Consider the following 12,981-nt stretch of genomic DNA (forward strand, 5'->3'; position numbering starts at 1 on the left):
TGTCACGCTCCTAAATCCACGATTCTACTACGCTTTTGTGGTCTTCTCTATTCCTTCCAAAAGGCAGCATAGCCGGGAAGCGCTTTGTAATATCTTCCCGGATTTCCTCTACGGTATTCCTGGTTATAATAATATTCGTCGGCGCTGCCCCTTCAAATAACCGGGCTACGCATTTGTCCGGGTAATCATCCGGGCGATTGAATACGCATATAATAGGCTGCTTTAATTCGCTTGTGTCTACATCTGCAAAGCTTTTAACTTCTGTTGTTTTCATTCTCTCCGCCCTTTCTTGCCGCCAGTTCACAGTTAATAACGATTTCCTGTAAATTGTAAAAATCGTCTTCGCTGATATATTCCCTTAAGTTGAATAAATCCGCTGTAAGAATCGCTGTAGCTTCCGGTATATCTACCGCTTCGTCGTCTGCTCCCGCCTGGCTTTCATCTGCTCCCGCTTCCGGCTCATTCATAGCACCCGCAAGCCCTTGTTTTTCCTGGTTCTGCTGTACTTTCGTAGTGTCAGATTCTGACACCTTTTTAGACGTTTTCTTAATTGTGTTTTTCAGTGTTTCCACTACTCCAAAATATCCGGCTTCTAGCATAGCTCCAGCAGTTCCATTAAATCATAGTCCCTAAGATAGTCTGTATACTGCCTATCGTCTCTTTCCAGGTGGAAGCCCAGATTATCGAAGTACACCGTATAGCCTTCGCCTTCATGTTTGAAGCTAAAGCTTGTCTTCCCCGGTGCATACTTGCCGTCTTCGTAGCAAAGCTTCTTTCTGTAGTTCTCAATGATATTTAACAGGGCGTTAATTCCTCTGCTGCCTTTGTAGGATTCTATGAAGTCCTTACTAAACGCCCCGGAATGAAGGATAGCGGTAATATAGCAGCTATACGGAAGCCCTCTGGGCGTATAATCTGGATTCAATACGCCGCCAATTTTAAAATGTGCTGTATCTGTCTTTATACTACGCCCGCCTGTTACTTCCGGGTAGTCGTCTAAATCCTGCTGCCCGCTTACCTGTTTTTCCGTTGTCTTTTCCTCTGCTGGGTACAGTCCGTTAATCATTTGTACAAAGCGCGTCCAGGTTATTTCCTCTGAATGGTCTAATCTTACGCCCCTTAAGCTGCAATCATAGTCTACGCCGTGATTATATCCGCCCGCGTGGCTTCTTCCCAGGTGTTCTATACATGCTTCCTTAAGCTTGCTTCTGTCTCCGTCATACTGCTTTACATGGGCTTCATAGAATTTCTTTACGGCTTCCGGTGTCGGCTCTTTTTTCTTCTTTTCTTCCTCTACCATTTTCTTAACTTCGCCGCTTAACATTTCCCCGGATTCAATTACTTCTTTCTGCTTATCCTCTGAAAGCCTGGAAGTTTCGTAAGCCGTGGTAAAATTCATTTTTCCATTCTTAAAGGCTTCCTTTCCTTCCTCGCACAAATTATTAGTAATACTTTCCATTTGTGCCGCTTTTCCGGTCGATACGCCTACAGCGCTTGCTATGTAATCGCGCATTTTGCCCTCTATCTGTACTTCCCCGGATTCCTTCGCCGCAATCAGATACTTCTTAAACTCTGCTACCCCTTCCGTTAACTCCCAATCGCTTAAGCGTCTGCTAAAGATATTCGCGCTATGCAGCGTAAGCATAAACATAGCTTCGGACATTTCCTTTATTTTGCAGTCAATCAGCTTAAAGCTGTCGTGTCCACGTTCGATATTAAGGACTGCTGCCGCCGTTCTTCTGTGTCCTACTATAATTCTGTCCTGTCCCGCTACCCGTCCTACTATAACTTCCTGTAGCTGCCCCACCAGTAACATATTGTCCGCCAGTTCCTCTATATCTTCCTGGGCGTACTTATTATGCTCGCTGGGAATCAGTGTACGCGGGTCTAACTTTATCTTCCGGTATTCCTCTGTAAATATAATGCCCTGGCGGCTGTTCTGGTTCAGTCTGTCGCCTACTCCTAATCTACCCATTGTTTACCCTTCCTTTCTTGTTAATCTTATATATTCTGCTGCCAGGCTCTTATAGTCCCTTGTCGCCGCGCTCCTGGGTGTTGTCTCTATAAGGCTCTTTCGCTTCTCATACGTCCAGTCTACAACCTTCTTACTATAGCGAATATGTGTATTAAAGGTGCTGTACTCGCTTTTCCGTAAGGCTTCTTCGCCCTTCACTACGCTTATGTCGTTCGTAAACATAGTAACCAGGCATTTAACCAGGGATAAGCCTGGGTTATACGGTCTAATTTCCTCTATAACCTCTGTCAGTTCTTCCATTCCGTCTAAAGCGTTCTTATCTGCCTTAATCGGTATAATAACGTCGTCTGCTGCTGCCAGGGCGTTAAGTACATTGATTCCGACACCAGGCGGGCAGTCAATTAAACAATAGTCGTACTGTTCTTCCACCTGGTCTAATACATCCTTCAATCTTACAATCTGATTCGCTTCCTGGTCTAACATAAGGTCTACTGCTGCCGCGTCCATATTCATATTAGCCGGGATAATGTCAAGCCCTACGCGTCCACTGCTGCGTATTACGTCTTCTGCCATTGTATCTGTATCGCGTAAGACGTTTTCCATGCTCTTATAATCATAACTATGTACCCCGAAGAACTTACTTACGTTCGCCTGTATATCGTTATCCACCAGCAAAACCCGGTATTTATAGACTGTCGCCATAATCAAAGCCAGGTTTATAGCTGTTGTACTTTTTCCTACTCCGCCTTTCAAGTTAACTATTGCTGCTGTCCTCATATTCCTAAACCTTCCTTTCCCTTAATATGGTTCGATTCCCAAAATACAGTAACCCGGTTCGATTCCTGGGTACTTATCTAAGAAATAAATGATATTTACCCTCTGTTCTCTCCCCGTGAGTACTCCTAAGTCTTTGTCGTACTCCCTTAGTACTATATCGTCGCCCGCTCTGTAGTCCCGGTCGTTCTTTCTTACTTCAAAAGACTTATAACCTTCTTCTACATCCTTGTAAAACTCCTTTTCGCATTTGATATAATGTGTTTTCGCGTCTTCCTCTGCTGCAATTCCAAAAAATAGCCAGCTATCCAGCCATTTTCCTACCTTTTCTGCTAATTCTCTTATTTTTCCCATTCCTAAACCGTCCTTTCTGCGGCAGCAGTCTTAATAAACGCTGCCGCTGTTGCATTGTTTACAGTTACCTTCGTGATATACTTTTTTCCTTGCCTTCGACCAAAGAAGTAGGCGCTTTATCTTTTGTTACTCTTTTCTTCCTAAGCAGCCCATATTATCGCAAGCCCTACAATCCGTCCCGCAAAATCCTATAAACCGCTTCGCATTTACCCGGTCTGTAAGTTTTGCCTTTTCTGCCGGGTATGTATCGCTTTTAATATCCAGGTTTTCGATAGTTCCGCACAGATACGCCTTAATTACTTCTATAGCAGCGTCTGAACCATACACTATAACAGCCTTTCCGCCGATTCTGTTAATTGTGTCGATAAAGGTAAGCTGTTCTTCTGTTGCTTTGTTACTCCCTACCTTTAATTCGATATACAGATTATTAAAACCGCCTGCTGCATACGGTAAGCATATATCGCATACACCCGGCTTCATTCCCTGGCGCTTTAGGTCTGCCCCGGCTCTTGTGCTTCGCTTTCCTTCGTTGGCTGCATGATACATAGCCTTAAGTACCGGGGTTTGTGACTGCTCCCAGCGCGCCCAATCGAAAACGGCGGCTTGTGCCTGGGCTTCGCTTTCTCTACGCTCCATACTCTAACACCCTTTCCGCTGCTCCCTGGGCTGCCTGGGCGGCTGCTTCTGCTGCCGTTTCCAGTTCAACGCTTAAGCATTTCCCTTTTGCGCTTAATATAATTGCCTTCTTCATACAGCCGTTATCACTGTAATTTCTACAGGTTTTCATACCACACACTACGTTAGTACTGCTCATTGTCCTTATCCTTTCCCGTTATTTTCTCTGCCAGCATTAAGACATACAGCGGAAGAACCAAAAACCACACCGTACTAATTATCCATGCCGTTAACGAAGCCTTCCCGAACAGCTCCGGCGTTTCCATTGGTTCGTAGTACCCTTCTTCTTCGTCGTTCTTACGCACCGCCCACATGATTAGCGGTACAGATATAACGGCACATACGCAAAAGCCCACCAGGTACACCGTAACGGCGATAAGTAACACCTTATTCATGGGTTTTTCCCTGGTCTTCCCCGGCTGCTGCCGTTTCCGCCTTAAGCTGCTGCTTTGCCTTCTCTGGTGTCTCTGCTATGTACTGCCCTACCGTCTTCGTGATTTCTTCTACCGCTAAAGCTGTTAATGCTCCGTCGGCTTCGTATTTCTTTAATACCGTATCTAAAGCCTGTCCCGCTAATGCGATACCGTTAACTAAGCCTTCTTCGTAGCCGTTGTCGTAGCTTCGGTCTGTTACCCTAGATAAGTACCCGTCTAACTCCTGGCGGCTCATTCTCTTAATGCGTCTTGCTGTCTCTCTGTCGATTCCTAAAGTTTTTCCCATTCTAATTCCGTTTCCTTCCATGTCTGATTGATTCTTACGAACGTATAAGTAAAGAACGTGTAGCCTGTCTTTTCGTGTATACCTTCCCTAACGCTGTCGCCGTCCAGGTAATACGATTTTTCCAGTTTCTTAGGCAGTTTGGCTATTCTGTTGTACCAGCCTTATCCTTTATCGGTTCTTTTCTTAAGATTGTCGGTTTTCTTAGGTTCTTAGAACTATTCCAGCGCTTGCCCTGTAAAGCGTCCGGGTCTTTTAACATGCCGTCGCTTTGCTTTATCAGATACGACGCTAATTTAGCATACTGCCCGGATTCATCCAGGGGGTTAAAATGTGTCCGCCCTCTACCCTTCCAGGCTTTCGTTATTGCCCGCTGGCTTACTTCGTCTGGTGTATTTATAACTAAGTGATGATGTAGCGCCCCCTTCTTGCCGATTTCCATAACGTGTATGTACTTGAATACCAGCCCCAGGGATTTATACAGCTTCCGCATTTCCTGTAAGAAGTCGTCCGCGTCTGCTCTCATTGCCTTCCTTCCGGCTGGACGTTCACTAAGCTTATAATCTAATACTAAGTGCGTGTCCCCTTCCTGGAAGTTCTCGTTTATCAGTCTCCTTAGTTTTTTCTCTGCTGCTCTTTTGTTTACTTCTCTCTGTTCATCTGTTGTAAGCTGCTTCCTCTTTCCCCGCTTCACTCCCTTCTTGTTAAATCTGCTGCTATAATACTTTGATACCTCTATGGTATTTCCAGCCTTCACTACCTCTATGATGTACGGCATATACTAACCCACCCTATCGTTAATACTTTTATCAAGCCATAAAAGGGGCGGAAACCCCTTGAAAAATAAGCTTTTTCGTTGACTTCCGCCGTACATTTTGGTATACTTATTTATGTGAGTAAGTACAGTATGTACGGCAAAGCCGCTAGATTATTTCCCGATAGTCTAGCGGCTGTTTTATTGTCTTTTTTTGCTTTCTTCGGGTGTGTGTATTCTGCCGTTAAGCAGTTTCTTTTTTCTTCTGTAATTCGTACTGGTTTACTGACAGTTCGTAGCACGTTCTAGGCTCTTTTCCCCTGTCCCCTAAGTCTTTTATATACTCGCGACTCTGTAAGCGCCCTACGGCTTCGATACAGTCCCCTACATGCAGTTTTTCCGTTGCCCTGGTGGCTGTGCCGTTCCACATGATAGACGGGATATAATCGCTTAACTGGCTTCCGTCCTCTCTATGTACTGCTAATAATAGGTCTGCAATCAGCAGCCCGCGCGGTGTCTCTCTAATCGGTACTTCCTTACATACAAACCCGGTAATAACTACCTGGTTCGTGATTCCCTTGTAATCGTCGTCTTCCTGGATAGAAAACGCCCTTACGGAAATATCCAGCTTGTCCTTAATGTTCCTGGTTCTGATTTCTCCGGTAATAAGAAGCTGCGCGCCTACTACTTCCCCTTTTTCGTCAATGTCTGCCAGGGCGTTATAGGCTGCTGTATCTTCTTCTACTACAATGGGTAAAATATCAATAATTCCGCTTTCCCGCTGCACTGCAATATTAAACTTGTAGTACTCCGTTCCTTTTTTGTCTACGCTTGCCTGTTGTGGGTAGTCCAGGACTTCCCCGTACAGTGAAATAAAATTGTTCATGCTCTCCTACTCCTTTTCCTTCTCTTTCCAGTAATATTCCTTTGTTTCTCCGCCGCTTTTAATGGTAATCGTTCCCCATGCGTCGCCGTTTCCGGTAATCTCTGCGCTTTTCTGTACTGCTGCCGCCTGGGCTTCCTGTACTTTTATGCTGCTTTCCGTCAGTGCTGCCACTGTAAAAAGGACAAGGGCTACCACTGCTATAACTGCTGCCAGGCGCTTATTTTCCTTCCGGTTCGCTCCCATACATCCCAAAAGAGAACATACGGTAATTGCTGCTAAGAAAATTTTTAAAAACATCTTTAATACTCCTTCCACTTTTCTCTAAACTTTTCCAAGCGCTTATTAAAAGCTTCCTGGTTATGCTCCCGCCCTGGCTGCTCCTGTTTCGGTGTTCCTGGGCGCTTTCTAAGTTCCGGTCGTTCTGCTGCCGTAAGCACAATCGTATTATTTGTGTAAAAATCTACTAAGTGCTGCTGCCCGCATACCTCACAGGTATTAACTACATTGTCTTTCAGATTCTGTAAGCGGCTATTGCACTTAAGGCAGTTTCTGGCTTTCTTGTTACTTTTGCTGGCGATTCTCTTTAATATCAACTTTTCTTCGTCCCTTCTTCTGTGTCTCTTTTTGCTAATACCATTTTGGTAGCGATATAAAGCGCTTTCTGTGTTACTTCGTCCAGTCCTTCAAGAAGTAAGTTAGCTTCTTCGGCTCTTGCCTTTTTGTGTTCCATTCTCTCAACCGTTGCCGCTGTCATATTAACAGCCCCCTTTCTTCCTTCTATTCGCTGCCAGGCAGCCCCGGAAAAGTCTTTCTGTTATTTCTTCCTGGCTGCTTAAGCCTACCTTCTGCCCGGTATACGGTACACATGAAATAACCTTAGATTCTGCCGTAGTACAGTTCCTACGGGCTTCATGCTCATTTCGTGCCGGGACTAACCGGGTCTGTCTTCTGCCTAATGTTTCTACTTCTACTACAAATTTCTTCACTGTTTTACACTCCTATTTTTTATGTAATTTTCTACCGCTTCGGTTGCCCGCTTATAACACTCCGTTTCACTTTCTTCTTTGATTTTGCAAATACTACGGGTTTTCTGTTCTCCCCGGTATTCCCAGATTTCTATTAAGCCGTCGTCGTATAAGCTAAAGCGGCTGTGCATACGCAAGCTACTAAGCCGTTGGGCTTGCCTGTACACTCTATAGAATTTGCTAATCGCTATTCTGCGGTCTTCTTCTTTGCTGTTCGTCTTATACGCTCCCTTCCTTTCTTCATGCCTTTTAATACCAGGCTTAAAACCTTACATGCTATTACTGTCGCTGCCAGTAAAATAAAACATGCTGCCGTTGTTACCAAAATGATAAATACTTTCACGCTCAATTCTTTGATACCTCTAAACAAGGGCTTATTAAGACTGCTGCCACAGTCTGTTATCTTTTGTTTCTTAAGGCTGCTATTTCTGCCTTAATGTCTTTTCCGGTGTAATCAGCTAAAAGCTTTTCGCTTATCTGATACGCCCAGGACGAAGAACCCGGAAGCTGTATAGCTATTCCTATGTTTAGCTTCCCTTGCTGCATAGCCACCCGGACAAACTGCGGCGATACTCCTAAAATGTCCGCCGCTTCCGCTGGCTTTATGTTGTTATCCCTCAATTTATCCCCGCCTTTCTTGTGTATTCGCCTTCTGCATTTATCCAGGCTTAGGACTGGCTACCGTTGGTAGGCTGCATTACGCTTTTTCTTTGTTCTTTTTCGTGGTATAATTATCAAAAAACTTAAGGGGGTTTACCATGAAACACATTTCATATTCTTTTAGCAATTCTGATATAGAAGCTATCACTTTTGCCCTTACTGTCCTTCCGTCCCTGGGTATCGAAGAAACAGAAGCCCAGGCAGCTATTAACTATCAGTGCTGTTGTTCTGCTGGTGAAAAGCTTCTTAAGCACGATACCAACATAGCGCCTAATGAATTTCGCGTTATCCTGGCTTCCCTTCAAGCCGTCCAGCTTATCAACCAGGGCGAACTTGAAGTAGACCAGGAAACAAAGCAGAAATGCAGCAGCTACTTATTTACTGTCAATAAGCTTGTGTCTGTCTTTGATAAGCAAATGTCATAGTTTACGCTTACTGCAATTTCATTTTCAAAATTACTATTTACAAGCTGCCGAAGTCTTTCGGCGGCTTCTTTTCTGTCTGGCGGCATTTTCTCACGCTCCTTCCCGGCTTGTTTTACCGTGTAGGCGCTTTTTCTCATTAAAAAAGCTGCTTAAAAACCTGTTAACCTTCCATACGCTCTATAGCTGGCGTAACCGCTGCTATTTTTTCACAGTATGCAGTATCAGCTATTAGCTTGCTTCCTCTGCTGCAAGGTAGCCACCCTTGCCACTAATGCGCCGTGTGGGATTTGAACCCACGACTTACCGCTTATGAGACGGTCGCTCTAACCACTGAACTAACGGCACTTGCCGGGCGGCTGCTGCCGCCTGGTACTTTATTTCTTATATTTTTTTAAACGTACATTCTTTAACAGGTCGTCCCAGTCTTCTTCGTCCCAATCCGGTAACTGCTCCCCCAGAAGGCTTTTAATATAACTGGAATCCTCTAACTGTTCGTCTGTAAGGTCTGCTGCAAGGTCTTTTACCAGGTTTGCATATTCTACTAACGCGCCCGCCAGGTCTTCGCCTATGCTCTCAACTACTTCTTTCGCTACCTTTTCTGCTATAATCTCTTTTGCTCTGTCCTCGCTCATTTTCTTTTCTTCCTTTCGTCGTTGGTGTATAATCTTGTTAAGCAATTTTTAGTTGCTAATCCTTCAAGTGAAAGGGGGTGTGCATTATGAGCGACACCAGCCCAATCACTAAAGAAGAACTGCTTACCGCTATTACTTCTGCCCTGGCTGTTATCCGTCCAGAATTTGACGACCCAGCTTATAGCGCGGTTATCAAATTTGCCGAAGAACTGGAAACCCAGATTATGAAGCTGTAGTAAGCACAGTCACTAAAGATAGCCTGGAAAGTCGTCGTATTAAGGGTACGGCGGCTTTTCTCTTTGTTAACTGTGTCTACATTATAGTTGAATGTTTTTACTCTGTCAACATTTTTTCATAAAAAAGTTGAATTATTTTACTTTTTGTGCTATCTTCTAATTACAGACGAAAAGGAAAGGGGGTTTTACCTTGAATGAGCGCGTAAAAGCGGTTAGAAAACATGAAAATGTAAACCTTAGTCAAGAAGCTTTTGGTAACCGTATCGGTCTTACCAAGGCTGCTATAAGCAAAATCGAAAAAGGCGTTTCTAAAATGTCGGAACAGACTATTTTGTCTATTTGCCGTGAATTTAATGTTAATGAAGAATGGCTTAGAACTGGTAGCGGCGATATGTTTAGCCAATGTCCGAAGACGAAGAATTAGACAATTACATAGGTCGTATTTCCGGCGGCGAAGATACATTTAAGAAGAATCTGCTTAAGGCTCTTTGCAAGCTTACGGATGAAGAATGGAACGTACTTAAGAAAATCATTGCAGAAATGAAAGAAGGGTAGACGCTATTTACGTCCACCCTTCAACCCCAGGATATAAAAGTATATCTTCCTTAACAATCTTTCTTCCTGGATAGTATCTATAAGGTTGTGCAGCTTCTCACGCATTATAGTTAAGCCCCCTTCCTTAGTGCTATCCATTATAAAAGATTTTACCCGGCTTGTCTTATATTCTAAAAACATTTCCAGAATCTTGGAAATATTTCTAGTGCCAGGGCTTCAAAGGTTTTACTATGGTATACTTACTTATATTCTGATTCGTACAGGTCGCTAATGCGGCAGCCTAACCCCTTGGCTATCTTTTCCAGGTTAGCCAGTGTAGGCGAAGTCTTCCCGTTTTCAATATTGTTAAGCGTGGATTTACTTACACCTGTTACGGCTGCTACAGCTTCCAGCTTTAAGCCTTTAGCTGTACGGATTTCCCATAACTTAATAATTACCATAATCTACCAACCTTTCCGCGTGATAGATTCATGGTACTAAAATAGTAAGAAGGTGCTAATTATGGTCGAATATGACGGATATGATATTAACGAATACTATTTTGAATATCCTGTAAATGCCGCTGGTTATCTTTCAATGTGCGTTTGCATTTCTAAGAATTGTATTAACTGTCCGCATTGCAGATACTGCATAGCTTCCGAACTGCCGGAAGGGCGCTGGATATTAAACGAAAGATAATTTTTATACACCGCTTTAGCCTGGCTGCCACCAGATTAAAGCATAATAAAAAGCCGCCCCAGGCTGCCACCCGGAACGGCTCACGCGATACCTATAAACAAGGGCTTATAGATAATCTCAACGCACATACGATTATACCATAAGCCTAACGATTTAGAAAGGGGCTTATTTTTTATACCCTTTTTTAGAAAGGCTGTGATTATATGCTTATTAAATGCCCGGAATGTAACAGGGAAATTAGCAGCGCTGCCGCCTGCTGCCCTGGCTGTGGCTATCCCATTAACACCCCGCCGAAGCCTAAGAAGCAATCGAAGAAGAAAGGCGGCTCTAAGCTACCGAACGGCTACGGCTCTGTATATAAGCTATCCGGCAATCGCCGTAAACCCTGGGTAGCTGCTAAAACTTTCGGCTGGATTCTGGACGAAGAAAAAGGAACGGCAAAACAGGTACAACGCCCTATAGGTTACTTCCCTACGAAGTCGGAAGCCCTGGACGCGCTGGCGAACTATAACGAAAATCCTTACGATATTGACGTACACAATATCACTTTTGAAGAAGTTTATAATAAATGGTCTGCCGAATACTTCCCCACCCTTAAGAGTAAGTCCAGCGCCCGCACCGTGATAGCTGCTTACAAATACTGCAAGCCTATCTATTCTATGCGTATGCGTGATATAAGGGTAAACCACTTAGAACAGACCATAAAGGACGCTACCGTAGGCGATAGCACTAAGGCGCGCATGAAAAGCCTTTTTAACCTTATGTACCGCTATGCTATGAAGCATGAAATAGTAGACAAAGACTACGCCGCCCTGTGTGACGGCGTGAAGAAGCCTAAGCCGACTATAGAACGTATACCATTTTCCCAGGAAGAAATAAAAACCCTGTGGGATAATATAGACTTCCCTTTTACGGATATGGTCTTAATCGGTATTTACTCCGGCTGGCGACCGCAAGAACTGGCGATATTGAAACTTGCAAACGTGGACTTAGAAGCCCGTACCTTTACAGGCGGTCTTAAGACAGAAGCCGGGATAGACAGGGTAGTACCGATACACCCGCTTATTTTCTCCCTGGTGGAAGCAAATTATAAAAAAGCCCTGGCTATGGGTAGTGAATACCTGTTTAATGATGAAAACGGGCAGCAAGGCACTTACTTAACCTACGATAAGTACCGGGCAGATTCAAAAAGGTTATGAAGCGGGTAAACCAGAACCATAAACCGCATGATACCCGCCACACCTTCATAACGAAGGGTAAGTATTATCAAATGGACGACTATATATTAAAAATGATTGTGGGACATGCCATTAACGACGTAACAGAAAAGACATATACGCACCGGGTAATTGAAGAACTGCGCCGGGAAATAGAGAAAATCATAGAATAGAAAAACAGGGGGCGCACCGTCTAAAGTGTGTCCCCTGTTTGTTAGTTACGCGTGTTAGTTACCTGTTAGTTTCGTGTTAGTTACCTACTCTATTTTCGGCTTTTTCACACTTTCCTACAATTCCTGTAACCCGCATAAATACTATATTCCTTAGAACTTGCCAGCGTCTGCTGCTTCCTCGATGCCTACCGCAACCGCCACAGTAGCGCCGACCATCGGGTTATTACCCATACCGATCAGACCCATCATCTCTACATGAGCCGGTACAGAGGAAGAACCTGCGAACTGTGCATCGGAGTGCATACGTCCCATGGTATCGGTCATGCCGTAGGAAGCCGGACCTGCTGCCATGTTATCCGGGTGAAGGGTACGTCCTGTACCGCCGCCAGATGCTACGGAGAAGTATTTCTTGCCTTTCTCGATGCATTCCTTCTTATATGTACCTGCTACCGGATGCTGGAAACGGGTCGGGTTGGTGGAGTTACCGGTGATGGAAACGTCTACGCCCTCTTTCCACATGATCGCTACACCCTCGGTAACGTCATTTGCACCATAACAGTTTACTTTCGCACGAAGTCCCTTGGAGTAAGATTTTCTCCACAGTTCTTTCACTTCGCCTGTGTAATAATCCATCTCTGTCTCTACATATGTAAAGCCGTTGATACGGGAAATGATCTGAGCCGCATCTTTGCCAAGACCGTTTAAGATAACGCGAAGCGGTTTTTTACGAACTTTGTTTGCTTTCTCTGCGATACCGATCGCACCCTCTGCGGCTGCAAAGGACTCATGACCTGCCAGAAAGCAGAAGCAGTCGGTCTCTTCTTCCAGAAGCATCTTACCTAAGTTTCCATGTCCCAGACCTACTTTACGCTGATCTGCTACGGAACCCGGAATACAGAATGCCTGCAGTCCCTCGCCGATCGCTGCCGCCGCATCGGCAGCTCTGCGGCAGCCTTTCTTGATTGCGATTGCCGCGCCTACCGTGTAAGCCCAGCACGCATTTTCAAAACAGATTGGCTGGATCTTCTTTACCTGATCGTATACATCCAGTCCGGCATCCTTCGTGATCTTCTCAGCTTCCTCGATCGAAGCAATGCCATAGCTATTTAATACGGAATTGATCTTGTCAATTCGTCTCTCGTATGATTCAAATAATGCCATTGTGATGTTCCTCCTTAACTATGTACCCTGTGATTATTTGTTACTGTTCACGCATACGTGCCCAGCAACGCAATTTTGCCGATG

25 protein-coding genes and 1 tRNA gene are annotated in these 12,981 nt (G+C 44.5%); 6 read left to right on the plus strand and 20 right to left on the minus strand.

Annotated features, from left to right (window positions below):
• Positions 1-10: 10 nt before the first annotated feature.
• The 16 genes from DWX91_RS10370 to DWX91_RS10435 all read right to left on the minus strand — a co-directional run bounded on the left by DWX91_RS10370 (position 11) and on the right by DWX91_RS10435 (position 7,781).
• Positions 11-274, minus strand: a complete 264-nt coding sequence (locus tag DWX91_RS10370; protein WP_118538803.1) for a hypothetical protein — start codon at positions 272-274, stop codon at positions 11-13.
• Positions 255-572, minus strand: coding sequence for a hypothetical protein (locus DWX91_RS10375; RefSeq protein WP_147354394.1), 318 nt, complete (start codon positions 570-572; stop codon positions 255-257). Before DWX91_RS10375 ends, DWX91_RS10370 begins: the two co-directional genes overlap by 20 nt.
• A gap of 20 nt (positions 573-592) precedes the next feature.
• On the minus strand, positions 593-1,975 hold the full coding sequence (locus DWX91_RS10380; RefSeq protein WP_118538807.1) for a ParB/RepB/Spo0J family partition protein: 1,383 nt from the start codon (positions 1,973-1,975) through the stop codon (positions 593-595).
• A 3-nt stretch (positions 1,976-1,978) separates the two neighbouring features.
• Positions 1,979-2,752: a ParA family protein gene (locus DWX91_RS10385; RefSeq protein ID WP_118510301.1), complete on the minus strand. Its 774-nt coding sequence runs from the start codon at positions 2,750-2,752 to the stop codon at positions 1,979-1,981.
• Between the two features lie 21 nt (positions 2,753-2,773).
• Positions 2,774-3,103: a DUF3850 domain-containing protein gene (locus DWX91_RS10390; RefSeq protein WP_118538809.1), complete on the minus strand. Its 330-nt coding sequence runs from the start codon at positions 3,101-3,103 to the stop codon at positions 2,774-2,776.
• A gap of 126 nt (positions 3,104-3,229) precedes the next feature.
• Positions 3,230-3,739, minus strand: a complete 510-nt coding sequence (locus DWX91_RS10395; RefSeq protein ID WP_118538811.1) for a VRR-NUC domain-containing protein — start codon at positions 3,737-3,739, stop codon at positions 3,230-3,232.
• Positions 3,729-3,917 (minus strand): hypothetical protein, encoded by a 189-nt coding sequence (locus tag DWX91_RS16410; RefSeq protein WP_147354395.1) that lies wholly within the window; start codon positions 3,915-3,917, stop codon positions 3,729-3,731. Before DWX91_RS16410 ends, DWX91_RS10395 begins: the two co-directional genes overlap by 11 nt.
• Positions 3,904-4,173 carry a hypothetical protein gene (locus DWX91_RS10400; RefSeq protein ID WP_118538813.1) on the minus strand — a complete coding sequence of 90 codons (270 nt, stop codon included), beginning with the start codon at positions 4,171-4,173 and terminating at the stop codon, positions 3,904-3,906. The genes DWX91_RS16410 and DWX91_RS10400 overlap by 14 nt, the downstream gene beginning before the upstream one ends.
• Positions 4,166-4,498 carry a hypothetical protein gene (locus DWX91_RS10405; RefSeq protein WP_118538815.1) on the minus strand — a complete coding sequence of 111 codons (333 nt, stop codon included), beginning with the start codon at positions 4,496-4,498 and terminating at the stop codon, positions 4,166-4,168. Before DWX91_RS10405 ends, DWX91_RS10400 begins: the two co-directional genes overlap by 8 nt.
• Positions 4,499-4,640: 142 nt before the next feature.
• Complete coding sequence (locus tag DWX91_RS10410) at positions 4,641-5,273, minus strand: hypothetical protein (RefSeq protein ID WP_118538817.1); 633 nt, start codon at positions 5,271-5,273, stop codon at positions 4,641-4,643.
• Between the two features lie 220 nt (positions 5,274-5,493).
• The gene (locus DWX91_RS10415) at positions 5,494-6,135 is read right to left on the minus strand and encodes a single-stranded DNA-binding protein (protein ID WP_118538819.1); all 642 of its coding nucleotides are present in this window, start codon (positions 6,133-6,135) and stop codon (positions 5,494-5,496) included.
• Between the two features lie 6 nt (positions 6,136-6,141).
• Positions 6,142-6,432 (minus strand): hypothetical protein, encoded by a 291-nt coding sequence (locus DWX91_RS10420; RefSeq protein WP_118538821.1) that lies wholly within the window; start codon positions 6,430-6,432, stop codon positions 6,142-6,144.
• A 2-nt stretch (positions 6,433-6,434) separates the two neighbouring features.
• Positions 6,435-6,728 carry a hypothetical protein gene (locus tag DWX91_RS10425; protein ID WP_118510287.1) on the minus strand — a complete coding sequence of 98 codons (294 nt, stop codon included), beginning with the start codon at positions 6,726-6,728 and terminating at the stop codon, positions 6,435-6,437.
• Positions 6,725-6,889, minus strand: a complete 165-nt coding sequence (locus DWX91_RS16640) for a hypothetical protein (protein ID WP_181974193.1) — start codon at positions 6,887-6,889, stop codon at positions 6,725-6,727. Before DWX91_RS16640 ends, DWX91_RS10425 begins: the two co-directional genes overlap by 4 nt.
• A 1-nt stretch (position 6,890) precedes the next feature.
• Positions 6,891-7,121, minus strand: a complete 231-nt coding sequence (locus DWX91_RS10430) for a hypothetical protein (RefSeq protein WP_118538823.1) — start codon at positions 7,119-7,121, stop codon at positions 6,891-6,893.
• A gap of 438 nt (positions 7,122-7,559) precedes the next feature.
• Positions 7,560-7,781: a hypothetical protein gene (locus DWX91_RS10435; RefSeq protein WP_118538825.1), complete on the minus strand. Its 222-nt coding sequence runs from the start codon at positions 7,779-7,781 to the stop codon at positions 7,560-7,562.
• Positions 7,782-7,918: 137 nt separating this feature from the next.
• On the opposite strand from DWX91_RS10435, the gene DWX91_RS10440 reads away from it, so the two are divergent.
• Positions 7,919-8,245: a hypothetical protein gene (locus DWX91_RS10440; RefSeq protein ID WP_118538827.1), complete on the plus strand. Its 327-nt coding sequence runs from the start codon at positions 7,919-7,921 to the stop codon at positions 8,243-8,245.
• A 272-nt stretch (positions 8,246-8,517) separates the two neighbouring features.
• Here the strand turns inward: DWX91_RS10440 and DWX91_RS10445 are convergent.
• Both DWX91_RS10445 and DWX91_RS10450 read right to left on the minus strand, forming a co-directional pair.
• Positions 8,518-8,590: transfer RNA gene (locus tag DWX91_RS10445), tRNA-Ile, on the minus strand.
• Positions 8,591-8,619: 29 nt separating this feature from the next.
• The gene (locus DWX91_RS10450; protein WP_118538829.1) at positions 8,620-8,877 is read right to left on the minus strand and encodes a hypothetical protein; all 258 of its coding nucleotides are present in this window, start codon (positions 8,875-8,877) and stop codon (positions 8,620-8,622) included.
• An 86-nt stretch (positions 8,878-8,963) separates the two neighbouring features.
• On the opposite strand from DWX91_RS10450, the gene DWX91_RS16645 reads away from it, so the two are divergent.
• The 3 genes from DWX91_RS16645 to DWX91_RS17450 all read left to right on the plus strand — a co-directional run bounded on the left by DWX91_RS16645 (position 8,964) and on the right by DWX91_RS17450 (position 9,668).
• Entirely contained in the window at positions 8,964-9,113 is a 150-nt protein-coding gene (locus tag DWX91_RS16645; protein ID WP_182435069.1) for a hypothetical protein, read from the plus strand.
• Between the two features lie 190 nt (positions 9,114-9,303).
• Positions 9,304-9,537, plus strand: a complete 234-nt coding sequence (locus DWX91_RS17445) for a helix-turn-helix domain-containing protein (protein ID WP_243099024.1) — start codon at positions 9,304-9,306, stop codon at positions 9,535-9,537.
• Positions 9,516-9,668 (plus strand): hypothetical protein, encoded by a 153-nt coding sequence (locus DWX91_RS17450; RefSeq protein WP_243099025.1) that lies wholly within the window; start codon positions 9,516-9,518, stop codon positions 9,666-9,668. Before DWX91_RS17445 ends, DWX91_RS17450 begins: the two co-directional genes overlap by 22 nt.
• 239 nt (positions 9,669-9,907) lie before the next feature.
• Here the strand turns inward: DWX91_RS17450 and DWX91_RS10460 are convergent, their stop codons facing one another.
• On the minus strand, positions 9,908-10,108 hold the full coding sequence (locus DWX91_RS10460; RefSeq protein ID WP_118510271.1) for a helix-turn-helix domain-containing protein: 201 nt from the start codon (positions 10,106-10,108) through the stop codon (positions 9,908-9,910).
• A 441-nt stretch (positions 10,109-10,549) separates the two neighbouring features.
• Here DWX91_RS10460 and DWX91_RS10465 point away from each other — a divergent pair, with 441 nt between their 5' ends.
• Positions 10,550-11,545, plus strand: a complete 996-nt coding sequence (locus DWX91_RS10465; RefSeq protein ID WP_243099026.1) for a site-specific integrase — start codon at positions 10,550-10,552, stop codon at positions 11,543-11,545.
• A complete protein-coding gene (locus DWX91_RS17455) occupies positions 11,542-11,736 on the plus strand; it encodes a hypothetical protein (protein ID WP_243099027.1) in 195 nt (64 codons plus the stop codon). Before DWX91_RS10465 ends, DWX91_RS17455 begins: the two co-directional genes overlap by 4 nt.
• A 150-nt stretch (positions 11,737-11,886) precedes the next feature.
• Here DWX91_RS17455 and DWX91_RS10470 read toward each other — a convergent pair whose 3' ends face one another.
• Positions 11,887-12,897, minus strand: a complete 1,011-nt coding sequence (locus tag DWX91_RS10470; RefSeq protein WP_118538831.1) for a GGGtGRT protein — start codon at positions 12,895-12,897, stop codon at positions 11,887-11,889.
• Between the last annotated feature and the right edge of the window lie 84 nt (positions 12,898-12,981).

It is taken from the genome of Clostridium sp. AF22-10, from assembly GCF_003478725.1.
GTDB classification, from domain to species: Bacteria; Bacillota; Clostridia; order Lachnospirales; family Lachnospiraceae; genus Otoolea; species Otoolea fessa.

What these genes read in the sequence shown, in the direction of transcription:
- DWX91_RS10370 (WP_118538803.1), bottom strand. Translation starts at nt 274, where the DNA reads ATGAAAACAACAGAAGTTAAAAGCTTTGCAGATGTAGACACAAGCGAA.
- DWX91_RS10380 (WP_118538807.1), bottom strand. Translation starts at nt 1,975, where the DNA reads ATGGGTAGATTAGGAGTAGGCGACAGACTGAACCAGAACAGCCGCCAG.
- DWX91_RS10385 (WP_118510301.1), bottom strand. Translation starts at nt 2,752, where the DNA reads ATGAGGACAGCAGCAATAGTTAACTTGAAAGGCGGAGTAGGAAAAAGT.
- DWX91_RS10390 (WP_118538809.1), bottom strand. Translation starts at nt 3,103, where the DNA reads ATGGGAAAAATAAGAGAATTAGCAGAAAAGGTAGGAAAATGGCTGGAT.
- DWX91_RS10395 (WP_118538811.1), bottom strand. Translation starts at nt 3,739, where the DNA reads ATGGAGCGTAGAGAAAGCGAAGCCCAGGCACAAGCCGCCGTTTTCGAT.
- DWX91_RS16410 (WP_147354395.1), bottom strand. Translation starts at nt 3,917, where the DNA reads ATGAGCAGTACTAACGTAGTGTGTGGTATGAAAACCTGTAGAAATTAC.
- DWX91_RS10400 (WP_118538813.1), bottom strand. Translation starts at nt 4,173, where the DNA reads ATGAATAAGGTGTTACTTATCGCCGTTACGGTGTACCTGGTGGGCTTT.
- DWX91_RS10405 (WP_118538815.1), bottom strand. Translation starts at nt 4,498, where the DNA reads ATGGGAAAAACTTTAGGAATCGACAGAGAGACAGCAAGACGCATTAAG.
- DWX91_RS10410 (WP_118538817.1), bottom strand. Translation starts at nt 5,273, where the DNA reads ATGCCGTACATCATAGAGGTAGTGAAGGCTGGAAATACCATAGAGGTA.
- DWX91_RS10415 (WP_118538819.1), bottom strand. Translation starts at nt 6,135, where the DNA reads ATGAACAATTTTATTTCACTGTACGGGGAAGTCCTGGACTACCCACAA.
- DWX91_RS10420 (WP_118538821.1), bottom strand. Translation starts at nt 6,432, where the DNA reads ATGTTTTTAAAAATTTTCTTAGCAGCAATTACCGTATGTTCTCTTTTG.
- DWX91_RS16640 (WP_181974193.1), bottom strand. Translation starts at nt 6,889, where the DNA reads ATGACAGCGGCAACGGTTGAGAGAATGGAACACAAAAAGGCAAGAGCC.
- DWX91_RS10440 (WP_118538827.1), top strand. Translation starts at nt 7,919, where the DNA reads ATGAAACACATTTCATATTCTTTTAGCAATTCTGATATAGAAGCTATC.
- DWX91_RS10450 (WP_118538829.1), bottom strand. Translation starts at nt 8,877, where the DNA reads ATGAGCGAGGACAGAGCAAAAGAGATTATAGCAGAAAAGGTAGCGAAA.
- DWX91_RS16645 (WP_182435069.1), top strand. Translation starts at nt 8,964, where the DNA reads ATGAGCGACACCAGCCCAATCACTAAAGAAGAACTGCTTACCGCTATT.
- DWX91_RS17450 (WP_243099025.1), top strand. Translation starts at nt 9,516, where the DNA reads ATGTCCGAAGACGAAGAATTAGACAATTACATAGGTCGTATTTCCGGC.
- DWX91_RS10460 (WP_118510271.1), bottom strand. Translation starts at nt 10,108, where the DNA reads ATGGTAATTATTAAGTTATGGGAAATCCGTACAGCTAAAGGCTTAAAG.
- DWX91_RS10465 (WP_243099026.1), top strand. Translation starts at nt 10,550, where the DNA reads ATGCTTATTAAATGCCCGGAATGTAACAGGGAAATTAGCAGCGCTGCC.
- DWX91_RS17455 (WP_243099027.1), top strand. Translation starts at nt 11,542, where the DNA reads ATGAAGCGGGTAAACCAGAACCATAAACCGCATGATACCCGCCACACC.
- DWX91_RS10470 (WP_118538831.1), bottom strand. Translation starts at nt 12,897, where the DNA reads ATGGCATTATTTGAATCATACGAGAGACGAATTGACAAGATCAATTCC.